This window comes from Streptomyces sp. SID9727 (genome assembly GCF_010550605.1).
Taxonomy (GTDB): domain Bacteria; phylum Actinomycetota; class Actinomycetes; order Streptomycetales; family Streptomycetaceae; genus Streptomyces.
The window spans coordinates 1-21,306 of the sequence record NZ_JAAGNI010000497.1 but is presented as its reverse complement, the minus strand read 5'-3'; the positions used below and the strand labels follow the sequence as shown (position 1 = coordinate 21,306).

The window sequence follows — 21,306 nt, the reverse complement described above, 5'->3', positions numbered from 1 at the left end:
ACACGGCTGCGCCACCCGGACGGCCCTGTTTGGATGGAGTCATGCCGACCTTCCACACGTACGACGGAACCGAGCTCGCCTATCACCTCGTGGGGGAGGGGACACCACTGGTCTGCCTGCCCGGCGGTGCCATGCGGGCGAGCACCTACCTCGGCACCCTCGGCGCTCTCGCGGACCGCAGGCAGCTGGTCCTCCTCGATCTCCGGGGCACCGGCGGCTCCGCCGCCCCCGAGGACCCCGCCACCTACCGCTGCGACCGGCAGACCGAGGACGTCGAGGCACTCCGCGCCCACCTCGGCCTCGAACGCGTCGATCTCCTCGCCCACTCCGCGGCCGGCGACCTCGCCGCGCTCTACGCCGCCCGGTATCCGCACCGGCTGCGCAACCTGGTCCTCGTCACCCCCACCACCCGGGCGGCCGGGCTCGCCGTCTCGGTGCGCGAGTCCCGCGAGGCGGCCGCTCTGCGCGCCTCGGAACCGTGGTACGAGGACGCGCTCGACGCCCTGGAAGAGGTCTGGGCGGGCCGGATGGACGACGGACTGCGCGCCCGGACGAGGCCGTTCATGTACGCCCGCTGGGACGCCGCCGCCCGGGAGCACGGCGCGGCCTCGCCCGCGCAGATCAACGCCGAGGCCGCCGCCCGGTACGCCGGGGAGGGTGCCTTCGACCCGGCCGCGACGGTCCCCGCCCTGCGCGCGCTGACGGCGCCGGTCCTCGTACTGGCCGGGGAGTACGACACCCTCGTCACGCCCGACCTGGCCGCCGGCCTGGCCGCGCTCTTCCCGCACGCGGAGTTCGCCGTGCAGCGCGGCGCCGCGCACTTCCCGTGGATCGACGACGCCGGGGCGTTCGCCCGCACGGTCGAGGCGTTCCTCGACCCGGAGGTGCACAGCGTCCGGGCGGGCGGGACCCGGCTCGCGTACCGGGTGTGGGGCGACCCGGCCGCGCCGCCGGTGGTCCTGGCCCACGGCCGGTGCGGCAACAGCGCCGACTGGACCCGCATCGCCGGGCGACTGGCCGCCACACACCGGGTGTACGCCTTCGACTTCCGGGGCCACGGGCTCAGCGACTGGCCCGGCCGCTACAGCTTCGAACTGTTCCGCGACGACCTGCACGGCTTCCTCGAAGCCCGCAACCTCGCCGGTGCCACGGTGGTCGGGCACTCCATGGGCGGGGCCGCCGCCTGCCTGCTCGCCGAGCGGCACCCCGGGCTGATCGGCCGCCTGGTCATCGAGGAGGCGCCGCCGCCCATCCCGCTCGACCCGCCCCGCCCCGTCCCCGAACGACCCGCCGGGGAGCTGGACTTCGACTGGCCGGTCGTGCCCGCCATCGACGCCCAGCTCAACGACCCGGACCCGGCAGGACGCGAACTCCTCGGCGAGATCACCGCCCCCACCCTCGTCGTCGGCGGGGGGCCCAGCAGCCGGATCGCCCAGGAGGACCTGGCCGGGATGGCCCGCGCCATCCCCGGAGCGGAGTTCGTCACCATCGACGCCGGCCATCTCGTACACACCGAACGACCGGAGGAATTCCTCGCCGCCCTCCGGTCGTTCGGCATCTGACCACTGAACTGATGGGGCGTCAGTCCCGGTGCAGGAGCGTCACCAGGACGTCGTGCAGCGTCGCCTCGGCGTCCTCGGAGCCCGACTCCGTACGCCAGGCGACGAAGCCGTCGGGGCGCACCAGCACCGCGCCGCCCCGGCCCGTCCCGTGCGCCTCGGCCCAGTCCGCGCCGTCCTCCGGCTCCAGATCGGAGCCCGCACCGATGCCGAACGCGTCCAGACGCACCCCCAGACGGTCCGCGACCCGGGCCGCGGACCGCCGCCACACCGTGTCCGCACCGTCCGCCAGCAGCACGAACGAGCGCTCGTAGAGATCCAGCGTCGAGATCCGCTCCCCGGACCGGCGCACCCAGAGGTGGGGCGCCCGGCTGCCCGGCTCGCCCGTCAGCCGCATCCCCTCCGGGACCACCGGCGCGTCCGGCGCCACACCCAGCACCGCGCCCGCCGTGTAGCGGTAGCCCAGCGCCACGTTCAGCATCCCGCCCCGCTTGCCGCCGCCCACCGAGGGCGGGGGAGCGTAGCCGGGGTGGCTGTGCTCCTCGGACCGCGCCGACGCCCGCTCACTGGTCGCCCGCGCCACCGGCAGCCGCTCCTGCCCGTACGTCTCCAGCAGCCCCCGGCCCGCCTCGCCCCGCAGCACCGCCGCCAGCTTCCACGCCAGGTTGTGCGCGTCCTGGATGCCGGTGTTCGAGCCGAACGCCCCGGTCGGGGACATCTCGTGCGCCGAGTCACCGGCCAGGAACACCCGCCCCCGCGCGTACCGCTCGGCCACCCGCTCCGCCGCGTGCCACGGCGCCTTGCCGGTGATCTCCACGTCGATGTCCGGCGCGCCGACGGCGGTACGGATGTGGCGGGCGCACCGCTCGTCCGTGAAGTCCTCCAGCGTCTCGCCCCGCTCCGGCTGCCACGGGGCGTGGAACACCCACTCGCGCTCGTTGTCCACCGGCAGCAGCGCGCCCTCCGCCTCCGGGTTCGTCAGGTAGCACACGATGAAGCGCCGGTCGCCCAGCACCTCCGCCAGCCCGCGGGACCGGAAGGTGACGCTCACGTTGTGGAACAGGTCACCGGCCCCCGAACGGCCGATGCCCAACTGCTCACGGACCGGGCTGCGCGGCCCGTCCGCCGCGATCAGGTAGTCCGCCCGCACCGTCGTGTGCTCGCCGGTCTCCCGGTTCTTCAGGGCCGCCGTGACCCCCGACGCGTCCGGGTCGAACGACATCATCTCCGTGGAGAAGCGCAGATCACCGCCCTGCTCCCGGGCCTGCTCCAGCAGGACCGGCTCCAGGTCGTTCTGGCTGCACAGGCACCAGCCCGTCGGGCTGAACCGGGCGAGCGCGCCGCCCGGGTCGATCTCCTTGAACAGCCACTCCTGGTCCTCGCCGGTCAGTGAGCCGGCCTGGAGGATGCCGTGGTTGTCCGCCAGCACCGAAGCGGCCGCCCGGATCTCCTGCTCGACACCCGCCCGGCGGAACACCTCCATCGTGCGGACGTTGTTGCCGCGGCCACGCGGATGGGTCGAGGTGGCGGCGTGCTTCTCGACCAGCAGGTGCTCGACGCCGAGCCGGCCGAGGAAAAGGGACGCGGACAGACCCACCAGCGAGCCGCCCACGATGAGGACCGGTACGTGGAGGTCGACGTTCTCGTTCATCAGTTGCTCCAGCTCCGACGCCGTACAGATGCTCTGTCCATGCCCCTGCGGGAGCCGGGTCGGAGCCCTCCGGACGCCTGCTCACCTGAACGGTTCATAAATCTCGCGTCGGGCGGACCAGCGTTTCACGATCGGTCACGGAGACGGCTGGGCGTCCCCGCATTCCTGCCTCCCCTCGTCGAAGGAGTTCGCCAGATGACCACCACCCTCTCGGAACGGATCTCACAGTCCGCCTTCGACGGATCCCGGCTGCGCGTCGTGCTGCTGCTGGACCTGCACGACGGCGCCCAGAAGCAGTTCCTGGAGGCGTACGAGCACATGCGCAACCAGGTCGCCTCCATCCCCGGACACATCAGCGACCAGCTGTGCCAGTCCATCGAGAACCCCTCGCAGTGGCTGATCACCAGCGAGTGGGAGAGCGCCCCGCCCTTCCTCGCCTGGGTGAACAGCGAGGAGCACGTCGCCACCGTGCAGCCCCTGCACAGCTGCGTACGCGACACCAGGTCGCTGCGGTTCAGCGTGCTGCGCGAGACCGGCAAGGGCTTCGAGGCCGTCCCCGACCCGGCCAGGGGCAGCCTCCAGAGCTCCCCGCGCCTCGGCGACGGCGTCGTGCGCCACGCGCTCACCTTCACGGTGAAGCCCGGCACCGAGGACGTCGTCGCGAAGCTGCTGGCCGACTACGAGTCGCCCCGCTCCCGCGTGGACGACCACACCCGGCTGCGCCGCACCTCGCTGTTCATGCACGGCAACCGCGTGGTGCGCGCCGTCGAGGTCGAGGGCGACCTGATGGCCGCGCTGCGGCACGTCTCCCGCCAGCCCGAGATCCGCGCCGTCGAGGAGGCCATCAACCCCTACCTCGAACAGGACCGGGACCTCGCCGACCCCGACTCCGCCCGCATGTTCTTCACCCGCGCGGCTCTGCCGACCGTGCACCACGTCTCGGCCGGCCGCCACGCCCCCGAGAGCCTGCACCGGCACGCCGTGTTCTACCAGGCCAAGGAGGGCTGTGGCATGGCCCTGGCCCGCCTCCTGGCCGGCCACGACGAGGAGGCCGCCGACGACACCGGCAGCCCGATCGACAGCAGCACCATCTTCCAGCGCGACGACGTCGTCGTACGCCTCCTGGAAGCCGGCGGCCCGCTCGACGCGCAGCCCGCCCAGGCCCTCGGCATCCACGGCCCCGGCAAGGCGGCGCGCCTGGCCCGCCTCCTCGCCGGAGAGGCGAACACCGTCCCCGCCACCGACGAGGACGCCGCGCGCTTCCTCGCCCGGTCCGAGATGCGGCTGATCACCGACCGGCGCGCCGCCGATTCCTGAACCGCGCTCCGGCACCCGGGCCCTCGCCCGACCCGTCACCACCACGCGCCCCGCGCCCAGGAGGACAAGCAGAGATGACCACCCACCGGCCACGCATCGTGGACCTCAGCGAGACCCAGCCCAACACCAGGCGCGGAGGCGACCTGCGCGCCCTGCTCACCCCCACCGCGGTGGGTGCCACCAGCGGCTTCATGGGCCTCGCCCTCGTCGACCCCGGCGACCGCATCGGCGAGCACTACCACCCGTACTCCGAGGAGTTCGTGTACGTCGTGCAGGGGCACCTGGAGGTCGATCTGGACGGGGAGACGCACACGATGCGCCCCGACCAGGGCCTGCTGATCCCCCCGCACGTACGCCACCGCTTCCGCAACGTCGGCGACACCGAGGCACGCATGGTCTTCCACCTCGGCCCGCTCGCCCCCCGCCCCGAACTCGGCCACGTCGACACCGAGGTGACCGAGACCGCCGAGCGCGGCGCCCCGCCGGAACGAACCGAGGCCGCCTCATGACCCGGCGGGTGGCGGTCACCGGAGTCGGCGTCGTCGCCCCGGGCGGCATCGGGGCCCCGGCCTTCTGGGACCTGCTCTCCAACGGCCGCACCGCGACCCGGGGCATCACCCTCTTCGACCCCGCGGGTTTCCGCTCCCGGATCGCCGCCGAGTGCGACTTCGACCCGGCCGCCCACGGCCTCGACGACGAGGACACCGCGCGCGCGGACCGCTATGTGCAGTTCGCGATGGTCGCCGCCCGCGAGGCGCTGGCCGACGCCGGACTGGACCCGGAGCACACCGACCCCTGGCGGATGGGCGTCTCCCTCGGCACCGCGGTCGGCGGAACCACCCGGCTGGAGCACGACTACGTCGCCGTCAGCGAGAAGGGCGCGCGCTGGGACGTCGACCACCGCCGGGCCGGGCCCCACCTGGAGCACGCCTTCTCGCCCAGCTCGCTGGCATCCGCCGTCGCCGAGCAGGTCGGCGCCCACGGCCCCGTGCAGACCGTCTCCACCGGCTGCACCTCGGGCCTGGACGCCATCGGCTACGCCTTCCACTCCATCGAGGAGGGCAGGGTCGACGTCTGCATAGCCGGTGCGTCCGACTCGCCGATCACCCCGATCACCGTGGCGTGCTTCGACGCGATCAAGGCGACCTCCCCCAACAACGACGACGCGGAACACGCCTCCCGCCCCTTCGACGCACGCCGCGACGGCTTCGTCATGGGCGAGGGCGGAGCCGTACTCGTCCTGGAGGAGCTGGAGCACGCCCGGGCCCGCGGGGCGACGGTGTACTGCGAGATCGCCGGCTACGCCACCTTCGGCAACGCGTACCACATGACCGGGCTCACCCCCGAGGGCCTCGAGATGGCCGAGGCCATCAACCGGGCGCTCGGCCACGCCCGGATCTCCCCGCAGGACATCGACTACGTCAACGCGCACGGCTCGGGCACCAAGCAGAACGACCGGCACGAGACCGCCGCCGTCAAACGGGCCCTCGGTGCGCACGCCCACAAGGTGCCGATGAGCTCCATCAAGTCGATGGTGGGCCACTCCCTCGGCGCGATCGGCGCCATCGAGATCGCCGCCTGCGTCCTGGCCCTCGTCAACCAGACGGTGCCGCCGACGGCGAACTACGAGTCCCCGGACCCGGAGTGCGACCTCGACTACGTTCCGCGCACCGCCCGCCCCCTGAAGCTGCGCAGCGTCCTCTCGGTCGGCAGCGGCTTCGGCGGCTTCCAGTCCGCGGTGGCCCTGACCCGAGGGAGGACCTGATGAGCACCCGAAAGGCCCGGCGCACCGTTGTCACCGGCATCGGCGTCGTCGCACCCAACGGCACCAGCACCGAAGCCTTCTGGAAGCGCACCCAGGAGGGCATGAGCGTCCTGGACCGGGTCACCCGCGAAGGGTGCGAGGACCTGCCGCTGCACGTCGCCGGCGAGGTCCGCGGCTTCGACCCGGTCGCGCTCATCGAGGAGCGCTACCTCGTCCAGACCGACCGGTTCACGCACTTCGCGATGGCCGCCGCCGACATGGCGCTGGACGACGCCCGGCTCGGCCGCGCCGACTACGAGGACCGGCCGTTCGGCGTCGGCGTGGTCACCGCGGCCGGCTCCGGCGGCGGCGAGTTCGGCCAGCGCGAACTCCAGCGGCTGTGGGGCCAGGGCTCCACGTATGTCGGCCCCTACCAGTCGATCGCCTGGTTCTACGCGGCGAGCACCGGCCAGATCTCCATCCGCGGCGGCTTCAAGGGCCCGTGCGCGGTGGTGGCCAGCGACGAGGCGGGCGGGCTCGACGCCCTCGCGCACGCCGACCGCTCCGTGCGGCGCGGCACCGACGCGGTCGTGGTCGGTGCCGCGGAGGCCCCCCTCGCGCCGTACTCCGTGGTCTGCCAGCTCGGCTACCGCGACCTGAGCCCGGCCGAGGACCCGACGCGCGCCTACCGCCCCTTCACCTCGGACGCCTGCGGTTTCGTGCCCGCCGAGGGCGGTGCGATGTTCGTGGTCGAGGAGGAGGGGACGGCCCGTGATCGCGGTGCCCGGATCCGGGCGGAGATCGCGGGCCACGCCGCCACCTTCACCACGGCCGCCCACTGGGAGGAGTCCCGCGAGGGCCTCGCCCACGCCATCGAGGGCGCGCTGCGGGAAGCCGGCTGCGCCCCCGACGAGGTCGACGTCGTCTTCGCGGACGCGCTCGGCTCCCCGGCAGCCGACCGGGCCGAGGCGCTGGCGCTGGCCGACGCGCTCGGCCCGCACAGCCGGCGCGTCCCCGTGACCGCCCCCAAGACCGGCATCGGCCGGGCCTACTGCGGGGGTCCGGTGCTGGACGCGGCCGCGGCCGTCCTGGCCATGGAGAACGGCCTCGTCCCGCCCACACCCAACGTCTTCGAGGTCTGCCACGACCTCGACGTCGTCACCGAGCGGGCACGCCCCGCCGAGCTGCGCACCGCGCTCGTACTCAGCCGCGGCCTCATGGGCTCGAACGCGGCCCTGGTGCTCCGGCGCCCCGCGTGAGCCCGTCCGACCTTCACGCCCCCCCCGTGAACCCTCGTGAGAAGGAGAAGTCCCTCATGACCGAACGACTGACGTACGCAGAACTCGCCACCCTCATGAAGAAGGGCGCCGGCCTCTCCGTCGACCCCAAGGAGATGGAGAACCGCTCCGACGCCGCCTTCGAGGAGTACGGCCTGGACTCCCTCGGCCTGCTCGGCATCGTCGGCGTACTCGAGAACCGGCACGGTCAGCCGCTGCCGGCCGACGCGGACCGGTGCAAGACGCCCCGCGAGTTCCTCGACCTCGTCAACAACAGCCTCATGACAGGAGCCTGACGTGTCCGGACACACCGAGAACGAGATCGTCATCGCCGCACCCCTGGACCTCGTCTGGGACATGACGAACGACCTGGAGAACTGGCCGCAGCTCTTCAGCGAGTACGCGGCCGTCGAGGTCATGGAACGGGACGGCGAGCGCACCACCTTCCGCCTGACCATGCACCCCGACGAGAACGGCAAGGTGTGGAGCTGGGTCTCCGAGCGCACCACCGACCGTCCGGGCCGTACCGTGCGGGCCCGCCGCGTCGAGCCCGGACCGTTCCAGCACATGGACATCCGGTGGGAGTACAGCGAGGTCCCCGGCGGCACCCGCATGCACTGGCAGCAGGACTTCGCGATGCGCCCCGACGCGCCCGTGGACGACGCCTGGATGACCGACAACATCAACCGGAACTCCAAGGTCCAGATGGCGCTGATCCGGGACAGGATCGAGCAGCGCGACCGCGAGGGCCGCTCCGCCGCCGTCCCGGCCAACTGACGGGCAGAGGGGCACCACTCATGCACCACGCACTGATCGTCGCCCGGATGGCGCCGGGATCCGGCCCGGACATCGCGGAACTGTTCGCCGCGTCCGACAACAGCGAACTGCCGCACCTGGTCGGGGTCACCCGCCGCAAGCTCTTCCAGTTCGGTGACGTCTACCTGCACATGATCGAGTCCGAGCGCCCGCCGGGCCCGGAGATCGCCAAGGTGACGGAGCACCCGGAGTTCCGGGCCATCAGCGAACGGCTCACCGCCTTCGTCAGCCCGTACGACCCCGAGACCTGGCGCGGGCCCAAGGACGCGATGGCCCGCGAGTTCTACCGCTGGGAGCGCGACGCCACCACGTGAGCGACGCGGAACCGCCCCGGTCCCTCCTCGGAGAGGGCCGGGGCGGTTTCACGTACGCCCGGAGGTCAGTCCGGCACCACGCACTCGAAGGCGTGCAGGTACGGGTTGACCGGCCGGACGCCGTCGATCCGCAGACCCGCCTCGGAGAGCCGGTCGACCAGGCTCTGCCGGGTGTGCTTGGCGCCGCCCACGTTCAGGAGCAGCAGCAGGTCCATGGCGGTCGTGAACCGCATCGACGGGGTGTCGTCCACCAGGTTCTCGATGACGACGACCCGGGCGCCTGGACGGGCCGCCCGGACGACGGCGGCGAGCGCCCGGCGGGTGCTCACGTCGTCCCACTCCAGGATGTTCTTGATGATGTAGAGGTCGGCGGCGACCGGGATGCCCTCCCGGCAGTCCCCGGCGACGATGGACGCCCGCCCGGCCAGCGCGCCGCCGTCCCGCAGCCGCGCGTCGGCCCGGGCGACGACCCCCGGCAGGTCCATCAGGGTGCCGCTCACCGACGGGTGCTTCTCCAGCAGGCTCGCCAGCACGTGCCCCTGGCCGCCGCCGATGTCGGCCACCGACGCGACACCGCCGAGGTCGAGCAGCGCGGCGACGTCCAGCGCGGACTGCACGCTGGAGGTGGTCATGGCCGCGTTGAACACCTGCGCCGACTCGTGGGCGTCCTGGTGGAGGTAGTCGAAGAACTCCTTGCCGAACACGTCCTCGAAGACGTTGCCGCCGGAGCGCACCGCGTCCTCCAGGTGGGGCCAGACCTCCCAGGTCCACGGCTCCGTGCACCACAGCGAGATCGCCCGCAGGCTGTCCGGGGCGTCCTCCCGCAGCAGCCGGGACATGTCGGTGTGCGCGAAGGTGCCGTCGGCGTTCTCCGTGAAGACGCCGTAGCAGGCGAGCGCCCGCAGCAGCCGCCGCAGCGGCCCGGGCTCGGTGCCCACCGCCTCGGCGAGCCGCTCCGCGGTCTCGGGGTTCTCGCCGAGCGCGTCGGCGACACCGAGCCGCGCGACGGCGCGCACGGCGGCGGACCGGGCCGCGCCGAACACGAGCTCGCGCAGCCGCATCGCCGGCTGAGGGGTGGGAAGGGGCTGGACGGGAGTGGTGCCGGGGGTGGTGCTCACGGTGGTCATGCCGTCTCGCTTCTCCTCGTGCGGGGGGTCACCGGTCAGCACATCCCGGCCGGTGCGGAGGTCGTGCAGACATTGCCGGTGAACCGGTTGCCCGTGCCGGTGTCCCGGTTCGCCAGGTCCGCGGGCTGATTGCCGAGGACGACGTTGCCGCTGACGGTGTTGTCGGTGTTCTTCGCGCCCACGAAGCTCTTGAAGAGCACGACGCCGCCCGACAGCGGGGTCGCGCCCACGTTGTCGCGGATCACGTTGTTCCGCACCTCGGTGGACTCGGTGCCGGTCAGCACGATCCCGGAACCCTGGATCGCGGGCAGCCGGTCGGTGGCGGCGCAGAACTTGTTGTTGCCGGTGATCCGGTTGGAGCGGACCGACAGGGCACCGGCCCGCGGAGTGCCCTCGTCGCCCACGACGAACACCCCGCTGCAGTTGGCCGTGAAGGTGTTGTCGCGCACCGACAGGTTGCGCACCCGCCGCGCGGTGAACCCGATCCGGTTGTCGGTCAGCGTGTTGCCCCGGACCCGGGTGCCGCCGGTGTCGGTGGCGCCGCCCTCCTCGTCGACGCTGTTGGCGACGAAGATCCCCGCGTCCCCGTTGGAGCGGGCGGTGCTGTCCCGGATGTCGGAGCGGGTGGACCGCTGCTGCGCGATGCCCCAGACACCGTTGGTGTCGGCGGTCACCGAGCGGACGGAGAGCCCGTCCGTCCAGGACGCCCACAGGCCGCTGCGGGCGAACCCGGTGACGCGCAGGGACCTGACGGTCACCCCGTCCACGGTGTCGTCCGCCGTCCCCAGGACGCAGATTCCGTTGCCCGCCCCCGCGCAGTCGTCGCCGGAGGCGGCCCGGCCGGCCGCGGGCATGATGACCGTGTCGTCCCCGGAGCCGCGCAGGGTCAAGCCCGGCGTACTGATCCGGACGCTCTCGCGGTAGGTCCCGGGCCGGACGACGATGGTGTCACCGGGGCGCGCGGCGTCCACCGCCGCCTGGATGGACTGCCCCGGTGACACCACGCGCGCGCCGGTCGCGGCGGCCGGTGCGGACGGCACCGCCGCGGCCAGTCCGGCGGCCGATACGGCTGCGATGCTCACGAGGCGAGTGATGTGTCGTTTCCTCATGAGCCGAAGCTATGGGCGATCCCGGCCCGGTGCCACGCACGGTGAGCGGTTGGACGCGGGACGTGCCCGAATGGCTCACGCCCGGCCCCTCTCGGTAGCGTGGTGGCCGTGACAGCCGAACGCGATCTGCGAGTCCTGCTGAGCGGCCTGAGCCCCGAGCCGCACCCCGGCCGGTACGTCTACGCCACCGTGTCCGACGGCATCCTCCCCGACGGTGTCGCACCCGTCGTCACGGTCCGCGAGAGTGAAGGGCTCACCCTGGTGCTCCCCGAGGCCGAGGCCGCGGCGGCCGGGCTGACGTACACCTATGTCGCAGGCTGGATCACCCTGCGCGTGCACTCGGCGCTGGAGGCGGTGGGGCTGACCGCCGCCGTCTCGCTCGCCCTGACCGACGCGGGGATCAGCTGCAACGTGGTGGCGGGGTTCCACCACGACCACCTCTTCGTGCCGTACGAGCGGGTGGACGAGGCCGTCACCGTCCTGGAACGGCTGGCCGCGGAGTCGCGTACCGGGTGACAGGTGTGCACACGGTCGAGGTGTGCGGTGCGCGGAGGTGTGCCCCCGGGCCTGGGCATATGCCGGTCCGGGCCCGGCTCGGCGAGGTGAGCCAGGACACGTAACATGTGTGCATGTCCTTCCTCCGCCGCCGCAGCGCCGCCACACCCGCGGGCCCCGACTTCGACGTCCTGGCCATGGACCCCGGTGACTGGCCCGGCAACCTCGGCGCCGGTCTGCTCCCCGCCCCCGACGGCAGCTGCCAGGGTGTGTTCCTCCGGTACGACCTCTTCGGCGGGCGCGGCCCCGCGATGATCATCGGCAACCTGCCGGAGGGCTCGCCCGCGCGGGAGACCGAGGAGGGGCAGGTTCCCTTCGAGGTGGCCCAGTTGCTGCTGGCGCTGGAGAACGACGAGCCGGTCGAGGTCACCGGCACCGAGGACATGCCCGTCATGCAGGGCGACAACCTCATGATCGTGCGCCGGGTGAAGCTCTCCGAGAGCCGCATCTCGTGTGTGCAGTTCGACCGCAGCGACGGTGTGCTCGTCACCATCGCCAGCTGGGACCGGCCCATCACCGACGACCTGTACGCCCTCCTCAAGCCGCTGCCCGCCGAACTCTTCCAGCAGGGCTGAGGGCACACCCCGGTCACCGGGCCGTATCGCCCGGTGACCGAGGGGGACCGGCGCGAGCTACACGTTCGCTCCCGCCGGCTGACCGAACAGGGTCGCCACCTTCGCCGCCGAAGTGCCCAGCCCTGTCGGGCCGTTGAGGTGCCACGGGGCGCCGGTACCCCGCCGCAGATCCTCCTCCCGGTAGCGCCGGCAGCCCCGGTGCCAGATCAGGATCCCCGCGAGCCAGTGCTTCAGCTCCCGCACATAGCCCGCCAGCGTCTCCCTGGCCTCGGCGTCCAGGCCGAAGTCGTCGTACAGCACGGGCAGTTCGTTCTCGGCGACATGCAGGAACTGCCGCAGCCGCGACTTCATCAGGTCGTACAGGATCGCCATCCCGGTCGGATAGTCCACCCCGAAGAAGTTCTGCACGACCAGGACCCCGTTGTGCACCTCGCCCTCGTACTCGATCTCCTTCTGGTACGAGAACAGGTCGTTGAGCAGCGCCGCGTAGTCGGCGGCCGCGTTCTCCAGGGAGCGCAGCGGGCCGCTCTCGTAGATCTCCCGCGGCACCTTCCGGCCGTGCCCGATCCGGCACAGGCTCATCGTCAGGTCCGAGCCGAACGTCATGCGCCGCATCTCGACGTAGTCCACCGGATCGGGGATCCGGTGCTGCGCCTGGTTCGCCAGCTCCCACAGCCAGCTCTCCGTCATGTCCTCGACGGACTTGCGGAAGGCGCGTCGCCCGGCGTCGTCCATCGGCCCCGCCGTACGCTCCCAGAGGTCGCCGAGGCCCCGTTCCAGCGCGTTGACCGGCTCCGGCACCGGGCTCCCGTCCAGCGGCATGAAGAGCGACAGGCGTTCGTTGGCCAGCCGGGCCCCCGCCAGGTCACGTGACCGGCCGTGCACCACCGGGAACCAGTCGTCGCCGTACGTCCCCCACGCCAGCCACCCCGAGGACAGGTCGAGCCCGTCCGGCGTCGCGTCCGGGTGGATACCGGCCGCGCACAGCGGCAGGTCGATCGCCCGCAGCCGCTCCTCGTCCCAGATGTGCGAGCCCGGCACTCCGGGCTGCGGCCCCAGGATGCCCATCCGGTCGGCCCAGACCACCAGCCGCTCGCGGGCCCCCTCCAGATGCGGGCTCAACGTCGTGTCGAACGGCAGGTCGAAGTCGGGCAGCAGGGACGGGCCCACGTGCTGGAAGAGCGCGTGGCTGTGGCTGCGGAGCCGGGCCGACTCGGAGCGCCGGGTGAACCGGATCGACGCGGCGGACATCCCGAAGCCCGGCTCGGCCTCGCCGGCGCCCCCGTCGTTCATGTAGCGGCTGGAGCGCATGTGCCACTCGTGGCCGCCGGACTGCCAGTCCTGCAACCCCTTCACGTACGCCCCGACCGCGGCCGTCTGCGCCGCGTCGAGCCCCTTGGCCGCGCAGAGCGGACCCACCTCGGTCAGCGCGGTGTTCTCGAACTGCTGGAGCCTGGACGTCAGCAGGTCGTTCACCGCCTCGGCCGCCTCCTGCGTCGAGCAGGCGAGGAAGCGTTCGAGGACCAGCACCCCGTTGCTGTTCTCGCCCTCGTCCTCCACCTCGCGCTGGTACGAGAAGAGGTCGTTGCGCAGATGGACCCCGTCCGAGAACGCGTCGCGGAGCACCCGCAGCGCCCGCTCACCGGCGACCGCCTCCGGAACCTCGGCCCCGGCCGCGTACTCCACGAGCCCGGCCGACCAGGGGGCCCCGCCCACCTTGCGGCGCATCTCGATGTACTCGACGGGGTTCGCGATGCGGCCCTCGTTGATGTTCGCGAGCTCCCACAGCGACTCGTTGAGCAGGTTCCTGGTCGACTCCGCGAACCGGACCCGCCACGCGTCGGACATCGCGGGCACCGTACGCGCCCACAGATCCGCGAGACCCGCCTCCACCGGGTTCTCCGGCTCGGGCACCGGCGCGCCGCGCTCCATCGGCATGAACGCGGGCAGCCGGTCCAGATACCGTTTGCCGCCCTCGCGGTCCGGGGTCCGTTTGAACAGCTCCAGGAAGTGGTCGTCGAAGAAGAAGACCCACACGTACCAGTCGGTGACGAGTGACAGCGCCTCCGCCGAGCAGTCGGGATGGGTGTACGCGCACAGCAGCGCGTAGTCGTGCGCGTCGAGGTCCTTCTCCTCCCAGATCCCGGACCCCTCCAGCATCCCCATGGCCCGCGCCCACGTCTTCGTGTGCTGCCGGGCCTCCTCCACGTGGGGGTTGAGACGCGCCGGATACGGAACATAGAAGTCCGGCAGGGTGAACGGCTGAGCCATGTGCGTCCGGCCTTTCCGAGAGCCACTGCGTGGGAACCACGCGCATCGGTCCTGTCGGCGCCAGCACTACCCTTGGTCCGTTCGGGGTACGCACCCGCGCGATTAGTCACACCGCAGAGCGCCCGTTCGAGGGACACCCGTGCCGGTCCGGGCGCGTAAAACCCTGGTAACGCCCGATCGCCACACCCCGGCCGCCTCCCGCCCTTCGCAGGTCAGCGGCCCTGTCAGTGGTCTGGTCCACTGGTCCAACGCGCGGGCCGCCTCCGGCCCTTGACGCTCCTTCACCTCAGGTCACAGAGTGTGCGCGCACGCCCGCTCCGGCTCCACCCGGCTCTACGAAGGGTTGTCATGACGTCCAAGCAGAGGACCAGGCTCGCACTCGCCTTCACCACCGCCGGGGCTCTGAGCCTCGCACTGCTCAGCCCGGCCGCCCCGGCCGGCGCCGACGGGGTCCGGCCCGAGTGCCCGCGCGGTCTCGCCTGCGACTGGGTGCCGGCCGCCTACCAGCAGACCGGCGACCCGGCCGACAAGGAGACGTACGGCAACTACGACACCGCCGACCGGCCGCACACCAACAAGATCAAGTTCATCGTGCTGCACGACACCGAGGAGGACTTCGACACCACTCTGAAGATCTTCCAGAACCCGCTGAAGCAGACCTCGGCCCACTACGTCGTACGCTCCGCCGACGGGCACGTCACCCAGATGGTCAAGAACAAGGACGTCGCCTGGCAGGCGGGCAACTGGTACGTCAACAGCCACTCCATCGGCATCGAGCAGGAAGGCGTCGCCGTCGACGGCGCCCAGTGGTACACCCCCGAGATGTACCGCTCGACCGCCGCCCTCGTGCGCTACCTCGCCGCCAAGTACGACATCCCGCTCGACCGCCAGCACATCATCGGCCACGACGGCGTCCCGCCCACCAGCGCCGGCGGCACCAGGAACATGCACTGGGACCCGGGCACCTACTGGGACTGGAACCACTTCATGACGCTGCTCGGCAAGCCCACCGTGCCGACCGCCCGTCCCGGCAGCCAACTGGTGACCGTCAGCCCGGGCTTCAAGAGGAACAAGCAGGCGTTCCGCGACTGCGAGAAGAACGTGGACCTGCCCGTCCAGGCCTCCAGCGCCGTCCCGCTGCACACCGCTCCCTCCGACGACGCGCCCCTCTTCTCCGACCCCGGCATCCACCCGGACGGCTCGCCCGGCACCAACTGCGCCGCCGACTGGGGCAGCAAGATCAGCGCCACCCAGCAGGCCGTCGTCGCCGGCCACGCCCCGGGCTGGACGGCCATCTGGTGGTACGGCGAGAAGGCGTGGTTCCGCACCCCCGCCCACGCCCGCACCACCGTCCCCACCTCCGGCTACGTCGTCCGCCCGAAGGCGGGCAGGGCGGAGGCGCCGGTGTACGGGGTCGCCTACCCGGAGAAGTCGGAGTACCCGGCGGACTTCGCGGACCAGCGGATCGGCGCGCCCCTCCAGTACACGATCAAGGCCGGCCAGTCCTACCCGGGCGGTGGCGAGGCGCCCACCGGCTTCTTCTACGCACCGACGATCGACGCCTCCTACCCGCTGGACCACGCGTACTTCAAGGGCGCGGAGAAGTACGTGACGGTCCAGATCGGCCACCGGATCGCCTTCGTCAAGGCGTCCGACGTGGACATCGTGCGCGCCCGCTGAAGCCAGGAGCCGGCACGCGCACAACAGCGCGCCGCGGGCCCGGTGTGTCGGCACCGGACCCACGGCGCGCCCCATGGGGCCGGGCGGTCAGCGCGTGCCGACCGCCGCCCGCACGGCGTTCCGGGCCATCGCGCAGTCGTCGTGCAGCCGGCGCAGCAGCAGCCGCTGCTCCTCGCCCGGGGCGAGCGCACCCGGCCGCTCCGGCACGGCCCGGGCGGGCCCGGCCTCCCGCATGGCCCGCTGCACGGCCGTCTCGTACCGGCGGATCTCCCGCGTGAGTACGAGCATCAGGTTGACCAGGAACGCGTCGCGTGCCGCCGGACCGGCGGCCTGCGCCAGCTTGCTGATCTCGCGCCGGGCCACCGGGGCGTCACCCAGTACCGTCCACAGCGTCGCCAGGTCGTACCCCGGCAGGTACCAGCCCGCGTGCTCCCAGTCCACCAGCACCGGTCCCGTGGGCGACAGCAGGATGTTGGAGAGCAGCGCGTCCCCGTGGCAGAACTGCCCCATCCCGTGGCGCCCGCCGGAGTGGGCGATCCCGTGCAGCAGCTTCTGCAGGTCGCCCAGGTCCCGGTCGGTGAAGAGCCCCAGCTCGTGGTAGCGGGCGATCCGCGCCGCGTAGTCGAGCGGGGCGTCGAACAGACCCGCCGACGGACGCCAGGCGTTCACCCGGGCCACCGCCCCGAGAACGGCCCGCAGGTCCGCGCGCGGCGGCGCCTCGGCCGGGTGGCGCGTCAGGGCGGCCACCCGGCCCGGCATCCGCTCGATGACCAGCGTGCAGTTCTCCGGGTCGGCGGCGATGAGCCGGGGCACCCGTACCGGCGGGCGGTGCCGGACGAACGCCCGGTATGCCCCTATCTCGTGCCGGAACCGCTCCGACCACTCGGGGGAGTGGTCGAGTAAACACTTCGCCACCGCCGTCGCGCGCCCCGTGGAGCCGACCAGCAGCACCGAACGCCCGCTGCGCCGCAGCACCTGCACCGGATTGAACTCCGGGCAGATCCGGTGCACGGACGCGATCACCATCCTCAACTGGGCGCCCTGGGGGCCCGAGAGGTCCAGCCGGCCGCCGAGGGAGGGGACACCGGGCCCTCCCGGCCGCCGGGGCCGCCCGAGGCCGGGAGGCGGGACGGTCGCACGCGGGTCGAGATACGGTCCGCCGCCCGCCTGGAGGGGACGCAGCGGCCGGGGCGGGGCGGACACGGAGGACGATGCTGTGTACATGGGCGATACAGATCCCTTCGTGCGCCGACAAGTTGCGTGCGCCACCCCGGCCGGCGGCCGTTCGGCACCCTGGGGAGTACCTAGGGCTGCCGGGCGGGGTTGCGCTTTCCTACCTGACACCGGCGCGCGGGTGTCTCTCCACATAGCGCACCCTGGCGAACCCTGGCGAATAGTCGCAAGGCATCTGACACGGGGTTACTGTCAACACAGCCGAGAACCTGGGGGCTTGACGTGACCGGAGAACCCAACACCCGCCTGTCGGACCTGTTCGGCCTTGCCGGCTGGTCCAAGGGCGAACTCGCGAGAATGGTGAACCGGAAGGCGGCGGCCATGGGCCACCCCCAACTGGCCACCGACACCTCGCGCGTGAGGCGCTGGATCGACATGGGGGAGTCCCCCCGCGATCCCGTGCCGAAGGTGCTGGCGGCTCTGTTCACCGAGCGGCTCGGTCGTGTCGTGACCATCGAGGACCTCGGGTTCGGCCGGCGCGGGCGTGTGGGGAAGCGGCGAGAGGCCGGGACGCAGGACAATCCCGAGCAACTCCCGTGGGCGCCCGAGCGGACGGCAGCGGTCCTCACCGAATTCACGGGAATGGACCTCATGCTCAACCGACGCGGCTTGATGAGCGCGGGCGCCGCGCTCGCCGCCGGCTCCGCCATCGCCGGCCCCATGCACGACTGGCTGCACACCGACCCCGTACTGGCGGCCGATGCCCCGAGCACCGGCGGCCCGGTGCACGCGGATCCGGCCGGCTTCGACCTGTACGAGGCCGCTCCCATCGGCTCCGAGGAGATCGAGGCGCTGGAGCGGTCCGTCGAGGTCTTCCGCGCCTGGGACGCGTCCCGGGGTGGCGGCCTCCAGCGCAAGGCCGTGGTGGGCCAGCTCAACGAGGTGGGCGGGATGCTCTCGTACCGCCACCCCGCCCACCTCCAGCAGCGGTTGTGGGGCGTCGCCGCCAACCTCGCCGTCCTGGCGGGGTGGATGTCGCACGACGTGGGCCTCGAACCCACCGCGCAGAAGTACTTCGTCATCGCCGCGCACGCGGCCCGGGAGGGCGGCGACCGCCCGCGCGCGGGCGAGGCCCTGTCCCGGGCGGCCCGCCAGATGGTCCACCTGGGCCGCCCCGACGACGCGCTGGACCTGATGAAGCTCGCCAAGTCGGGCTCCGGTGAGACCGTGCTGCCGCGCACCCAGGCGATGCTCTGCACCATCGAGGCATGGGCGCAGGCGTCCATGGGCCGGGGCCAGGCCATGCGGCGCACGCTGGGCCGGGCCGAGGAGCTCTTCGTCTCGGACAAGACCGACGTGCCCCCGCCCAGCTGGATGCAGATGTTCGACGAGGCCGACATGCACGGCATGCAGGCCCTGGCCTTCCGTACGCTCGCGGAACACGAGCCCGCGGCGGCGGTCATCGCCCAACGGCACGCGAAGCAGGCCCTGGAACTGCGGGACAACGGCCGCGAGCGGTCCAAGATCTTCGACTACATCTCGCTCGCCTCGGCGTGCTTCATCGCCGACGACCCGGAACAGGCCGACCGCTACGCACGGCTCGCCCTGGTCACGATGGGGGAGACCTCCTCCCACCGGACCTGGGACCGGCTGCGCGAGATGTACCGGCTGACCGGGCAGTTCTCCGGCTACGCGAAGATCGAGGACCTGCGCGAGGAGATCGAGCTCGCCGTGCCGCCGAGCCAGCGCAAGAAGTCGAGGAGTGCCGAGATCTGAGGAGTCCCGGCACGCGATGAGCAGCGGGCTCCGCCGAGGGCGGCCGCCGCTTCGCTACGCCCCGACGCGGGCGATCAGCACGCACGCGTCGTCCAGCCGCTCGGTTCCGCCGAACGCCTCGACGACGATCCGTACGCACTCCTGCGCCGAGCGGGCCTCGGTGAAGCGCGGGGCCAGCCCCAGCAGCGTCTCCGTGCCCGGGCGCGCACCGCCGTGCCCGGCGGCGTCGTCGCGGGCCAGTCCGTCGGTGTGCAGCACCAGCACGTCGCCGGGCAGCAGGTGCGCCTCGTCCTGCTCGTAGGCGGCCCCGGAGGACGCTCCGAGCAGCACCCCGTCCGGCTGGGGCAGCGGGCGTCCGGTGCCGTCGCGGAAGAGCAGGGGTGCGGGGTGTCCGGCCTGCGCCCAGTCCAGGGTGCGCGTGGCCGGGTCGAACCTGCCGCACACGGCGCTGCCCAGTGCCGGCTGAATGGAGGTCTCCACCACCTGGTTGAGGTGCCCGAGGAGGGCGCCGGGCTCGATGCCGGCGATCGCCATGCCGCGCACCGCGCCCATCACCACCGCCGTGGCGGAGGTGGCCTGGGCGCCGTGGCCCGTGAGATCGCCGACGGCGAGCACCGTCCTGCCGTCGGGCAGTTCCATGGCGTCGTACCAGCCGCCGCCGGCCAGGGCGCTCGTCCTGGACGGCAGGTGGTGCGCGGCGATGTCCAGGGCACCGGCACCCTGGCCGGGGAGCCGGAGGGAGGTCTGCCACGGCGGGAGGACGGCTGCCTCCGGCTCCGCGCCGGCCCGGTGCCCGGTCCCGGCGTCGGGCTGTTCGCGGCTCAGGGAGTCGCGGGTGCGGCGCACCACCTGCTGGCTGCGCCGCAGCGCGCTGACATCGCGCAGGACGGCCCACATGGAGGCGGTGCAGCCGTCCGTGTCGAGGACGGGCTCGCCCATCATGTGCAGGGTCCGGACGCGCCCGTCGGTGTGCCGGATGCGGAACTCGCCGTCTATCGGCTTGCCGTCCACCAGGCAGTCCGTGACGAGCGCGGTGAGTAACGGCTGGTCCTCGGGGAGCAGCCGGGAAGGCAGGGCGTCGAGCGACAGCCCGCCCGCCTCGGGGTCCCGGCCGAAGATCCGGAACAGCTCGTCGGACCAGCTGACCTCGTCGGTGAGCAGATTCCACTCGGCGCTGCCGACCCGGCCGATCAGGGAGCCGGCGGGCTCGCCGGCGCCGTCCGCGGGCTGTTCGGAGGGCTCGGCGGGCAGGCCGTCACGGAGCTGTCCCAGCTGTGCGCCCAGGTCGTCCAGATGGTGCACCGCCAGCTCACACAGCGCCCGCTGCCAGCGCGTCCGAGGGTCGTCCTCGTCGACGCGCACGGCGTCGCGCCGCACCGCGTCCACGTCGCCCCGCAGCCGCCGGGTGCGGTGGATCAACGCGTCGACGGCTTCGCGCTCGGGCGGTTGCGGGGCGGAGCGGTCCGCGGAGAGGGGGGACGGCATGTCGTACTCCGATACAGGGCGGCACAACCAGTGACGAAGGGTGGACCGCATACGACTTTCGCACAGCCGGAAGAGGCCCGTAAGTGGTTTGGCAACACTCGATGCGTTCTTGCATCCGGCATATGCCAGCGGCTGACTGTAGCCCATTCCCTTTCGAACAGCCTTGCTGTTAACGGCGGTTGGTGCAAGTCGCGTGGTGAGGGGCGGCCGGGAATGCGCGGGAGGGCGGCCGCGTTGTACGGGCAGAACGAAAACGAATCCCGTTCCCAAAAGTCCCGGGTTCCGTGATCGTCACCGCGCACGACCGTCCGCGTCCAGGAAGGAACGCCTCATGAAGTCCCGAATCCATCCCGTCTCCCGTCCGGTGGTCTTCCGCGACCGCGCCGCCGGGACCGCCTTCCTCACCCGCTCCACCGCCGACTCCGACCGGCGCGTCACGTGGGAGGACGGCCGGAGCTACCCCGTCATCGACGTGGAGACCTCGTCGGCGAGCCACCCGTTCTACACGGGGACGCAGCAGGTGCTGGACACGGCGGGCCGGATCGAGCGGTTCCACCGCCGCTACGGCACCGAGGTGCCCGCCGCCCGGTGACCGAAGCGCCGTCCGCACCGCCGGTAGCCGTGCCCTGGATCACAGTCCGGGGCCGGGATTGCCGGGAACAGGGCGCAGTGGTTTATCGTTCACCTATATGTGGATGACGCCTTGGGCGCCCACAGTCAAGCCGCCCCGGCTGGATTCCCCCGATCCGGCCGGGGCTTCCCCTTCACGGGGCCGCCCTCCGCCCGCCCCGGCCCCGCCGAAGCCTCCACCAGCAGCGCCGCCGCGGCCAGCGCCGCGGACACCACCGCACCGCCCGCCGGCCACCACCGCAAGGTC

General features: G+C 72.4%; 19 protein-coding genes. 13 read left to right on the top strand and 6 right to left on the bottom strand.

All coding sequences use genetic code 11. The features are described 5' to 3' along the window. Window positions 1–41 precede the first annotated feature (41 nt). Window positions 42–1,562: an alpha/beta hydrolase gene (locus G3I41_RS33930; RefSeq protein WP_164404363.1), complete on the top strand. Its 1,521-nt coding sequence runs from the start codon at window positions 42–44 to the stop codon at window positions 1,560–1,562. Between the two features lie 19 nt (window positions 1,563–1,581). On the opposite strand, the gene G3I41_RS33925 is transcribed toward G3I41_RS33930, so the two are convergent. Further along, window positions 1,582–3,210 carry an FAD-dependent monooxygenase gene (locus tag G3I41_RS33925; protein WP_164404362.1) on the bottom strand — a complete coding sequence of 543 codons (1,629 nt, stop codon included), beginning with the start codon at window positions 3,208–3,210 and terminating at the stop codon, window positions 1,582–1,584. 195 nt (window positions 3,211–3,405) lie between these two features. Between G3I41_RS33925 and G3I41_RS33920 the strand changes: the two genes are divergently transcribed. The 7 genes from G3I41_RS33920 to G3I41_RS33890 all read left to right on the top strand — a co-directional run bounded on the left by G3I41_RS33920 (window position 3,406) and on the right by G3I41_RS33890 (window position 8,678). Continuing rightward, on the top strand, window positions 3,406–4,527 hold the full coding sequence (locus G3I41_RS33920; RefSeq protein ID WP_164404361.1) for a SchA/CurD-like domain-containing protein: 1,122 nt from the start codon (window positions 3,406–3,408) through the stop codon (window positions 4,525–4,527). Between the two features lie 74 nt (window positions 4,528–4,601). Beyond that, window positions 4,602–5,036: a cupin domain-containing protein gene (locus G3I41_RS33915; protein WP_018102923.1), complete on the top strand. Its 435-nt coding sequence runs from the start codon at window positions 4,602–4,604 to the stop codon at window positions 5,034–5,036. Continuing rightward, a complete protein-coding gene (locus G3I41_RS33910; RefSeq protein ID WP_164404360.1) occupies window positions 5,033–6,292 on the top strand; it encodes a beta-ketoacyl-[acyl-carrier-protein] synthase family protein in 1,260 nt (419 codons plus the stop codon). Before G3I41_RS33915 ends, G3I41_RS33910 begins: the two co-directional genes overlap by 4 nt. After that, window positions 6,292–7,530 (top strand): beta-ketoacyl synthase N-terminal-like domain-containing protein, encoded by a 1,239-nt coding sequence (locus G3I41_RS33905; RefSeq protein WP_164404359.1) that lies wholly within the window; start codon window positions 6,292–6,294, stop codon window positions 7,528–7,530. The genes G3I41_RS33910 and G3I41_RS33905 overlap by 1 nt, the downstream gene beginning before the upstream one ends. 56 nt (window positions 7,531–7,586) lie before the next feature. Next, a complete protein-coding gene (locus G3I41_RS33900) occupies window positions 7,587–7,844 on the top strand; it encodes an acyl carrier protein (protein WP_164404358.1) in 258 nt (85 codons plus the stop codon). Between the two features lies 1 nt (window position 7,845). Continuing rightward, entirely contained in the window at window positions 7,846–8,325 is a 480-nt protein-coding gene (locus G3I41_RS33895; protein ID WP_164404357.1) for an SRPBCC family protein, read from the top strand. A gap of 20 nt (window positions 8,326–8,345) precedes the next feature. After that, the gene (locus tag G3I41_RS33890) at window positions 8,346–8,678 is read left to right on the top strand and encodes a TcmI family type II polyketide cyclase (protein WP_164404356.1); all 333 of its coding nucleotides are present in this window, start codon (window positions 8,346–8,348) and stop codon (window positions 8,676–8,678) included. Between the two features lie 65 nt (window positions 8,679–8,743). Here the strand turns inward: G3I41_RS33890 and G3I41_RS33885 are convergent, their stop codons facing one another. Both G3I41_RS33885 and G3I41_RS33880 read right to left on the bottom strand, forming a co-directional pair. After that, window positions 8,744–9,805, bottom strand: a complete 1,062-nt coding sequence (locus G3I41_RS33885; RefSeq protein WP_164404355.1) for a methyltransferase — start codon at window positions 9,803–9,805, stop codon at window positions 8,744–8,746. 35 nt (window positions 9,806–9,840) lie between these two features. After that, entirely contained in the window at window positions 9,841–10,914 is a 1,074-nt protein-coding gene (locus G3I41_RS33880; RefSeq protein WP_164404354.1) for a right-handed parallel beta-helix repeat-containing protein, read from the bottom strand. A 108-nt stretch (window positions 10,915–11,022) separates the two neighbouring features. Here G3I41_RS33880 and G3I41_RS33875 point away from each other — a divergent pair, with 108 nt between their 5' ends. Both G3I41_RS33875 and G3I41_RS33870 read left to right on the top strand, forming a co-directional pair. Then, the gene (locus G3I41_RS33875) at window positions 11,023–11,430 is read left to right on the top strand and encodes an ACT domain-containing protein (RefSeq protein ID WP_164404353.1); all 408 of its coding nucleotides are present in this window, start codon (window positions 11,023–11,025) and stop codon (window positions 11,428–11,430) included. A 113-nt stretch (window positions 11,431–11,543) separates the two neighbouring features. Continuing rightward, the gene (locus G3I41_RS33870; protein WP_026171499.1) at window positions 11,544–12,044 is read left to right on the top strand and encodes a hypothetical protein; all 501 of its coding nucleotides are present in this window, start codon (window positions 11,544–11,546) and stop codon (window positions 12,042–12,044) included. Between the two features lie 57 nt (window positions 12,045–12,101). Here the strand turns inward: G3I41_RS33870 and G3I41_RS33865 are convergent, their stop codons facing one another. Continuing rightward, window positions 12,102–14,315 carry a germacradienol/geosmin synthase gene (locus G3I41_RS33865; protein WP_164404352.1) on the bottom strand — a complete coding sequence of 738 codons (2,214 nt, stop codon included), beginning with the start codon at window positions 14,313–14,315 and terminating at the stop codon, window positions 12,102–12,104. A 348-nt stretch (window positions 14,316–14,663) separates the two neighbouring features. On the opposite strand from G3I41_RS33865, the gene G3I41_RS33860 reads away from it, so the two are divergent. Beyond that, window positions 14,664–15,995 (top strand): peptidoglycan recognition family protein, encoded by a 1,332-nt coding sequence (locus G3I41_RS33860; RefSeq protein ID WP_164404351.1) that lies wholly within the window; start codon window positions 14,664–14,666, stop codon window positions 15,993–15,995. Window positions 15,996–16,082: 87 nt separating this feature from the next. On the opposite strand, the gene G3I41_RS33855 is transcribed toward G3I41_RS33860, so the two are convergent. Further along, a complete protein-coding gene (locus tag G3I41_RS33855) occupies window positions 16,083–17,219 on the bottom strand; it encodes an aminoglycoside phosphotransferase family protein (RefSeq protein ID WP_164404350.1) in 1,137 nt (378 codons plus the stop codon). A 231-nt stretch (window positions 17,220–17,450) separates the two neighbouring features. On the opposite strand from G3I41_RS33855, the gene G3I41_RS33850 reads away from it, so the two are divergent. Then, complete coding sequence (locus tag G3I41_RS33850) at window positions 17,451–18,944, top strand: hypothetical protein (protein ID WP_164404349.1); 1,494 nt, start codon at window positions 17,451–17,453, stop codon at window positions 18,942–18,944. A 54-nt stretch (window positions 18,945–18,998) separates the two neighbouring features. On the opposite strand, the gene G3I41_RS33845 is transcribed toward G3I41_RS33850, so the two are convergent. Further along, a complete protein-coding gene (locus G3I41_RS33845) occupies window positions 18,999–20,429 on the bottom strand; it encodes a SpoIIE family protein phosphatase (RefSeq protein ID WP_164404348.1) in 1,431 nt (476 codons plus the stop codon). 331 nt (window positions 20,430–20,760) lie between these two features. On the opposite strand from G3I41_RS33845, the gene G3I41_RS33840 reads away from it, so the two are divergent. Further along, window positions 20,761–21,021, top strand: a complete 261-nt coding sequence (locus G3I41_RS33840) for a type B 50S ribosomal protein L31 (RefSeq protein WP_164404347.1) — start codon at window positions 20,761–20,763, stop codon at window positions 21,019–21,021. Window positions 21,022–21,306 lie beyond the last annotated feature (285 nt).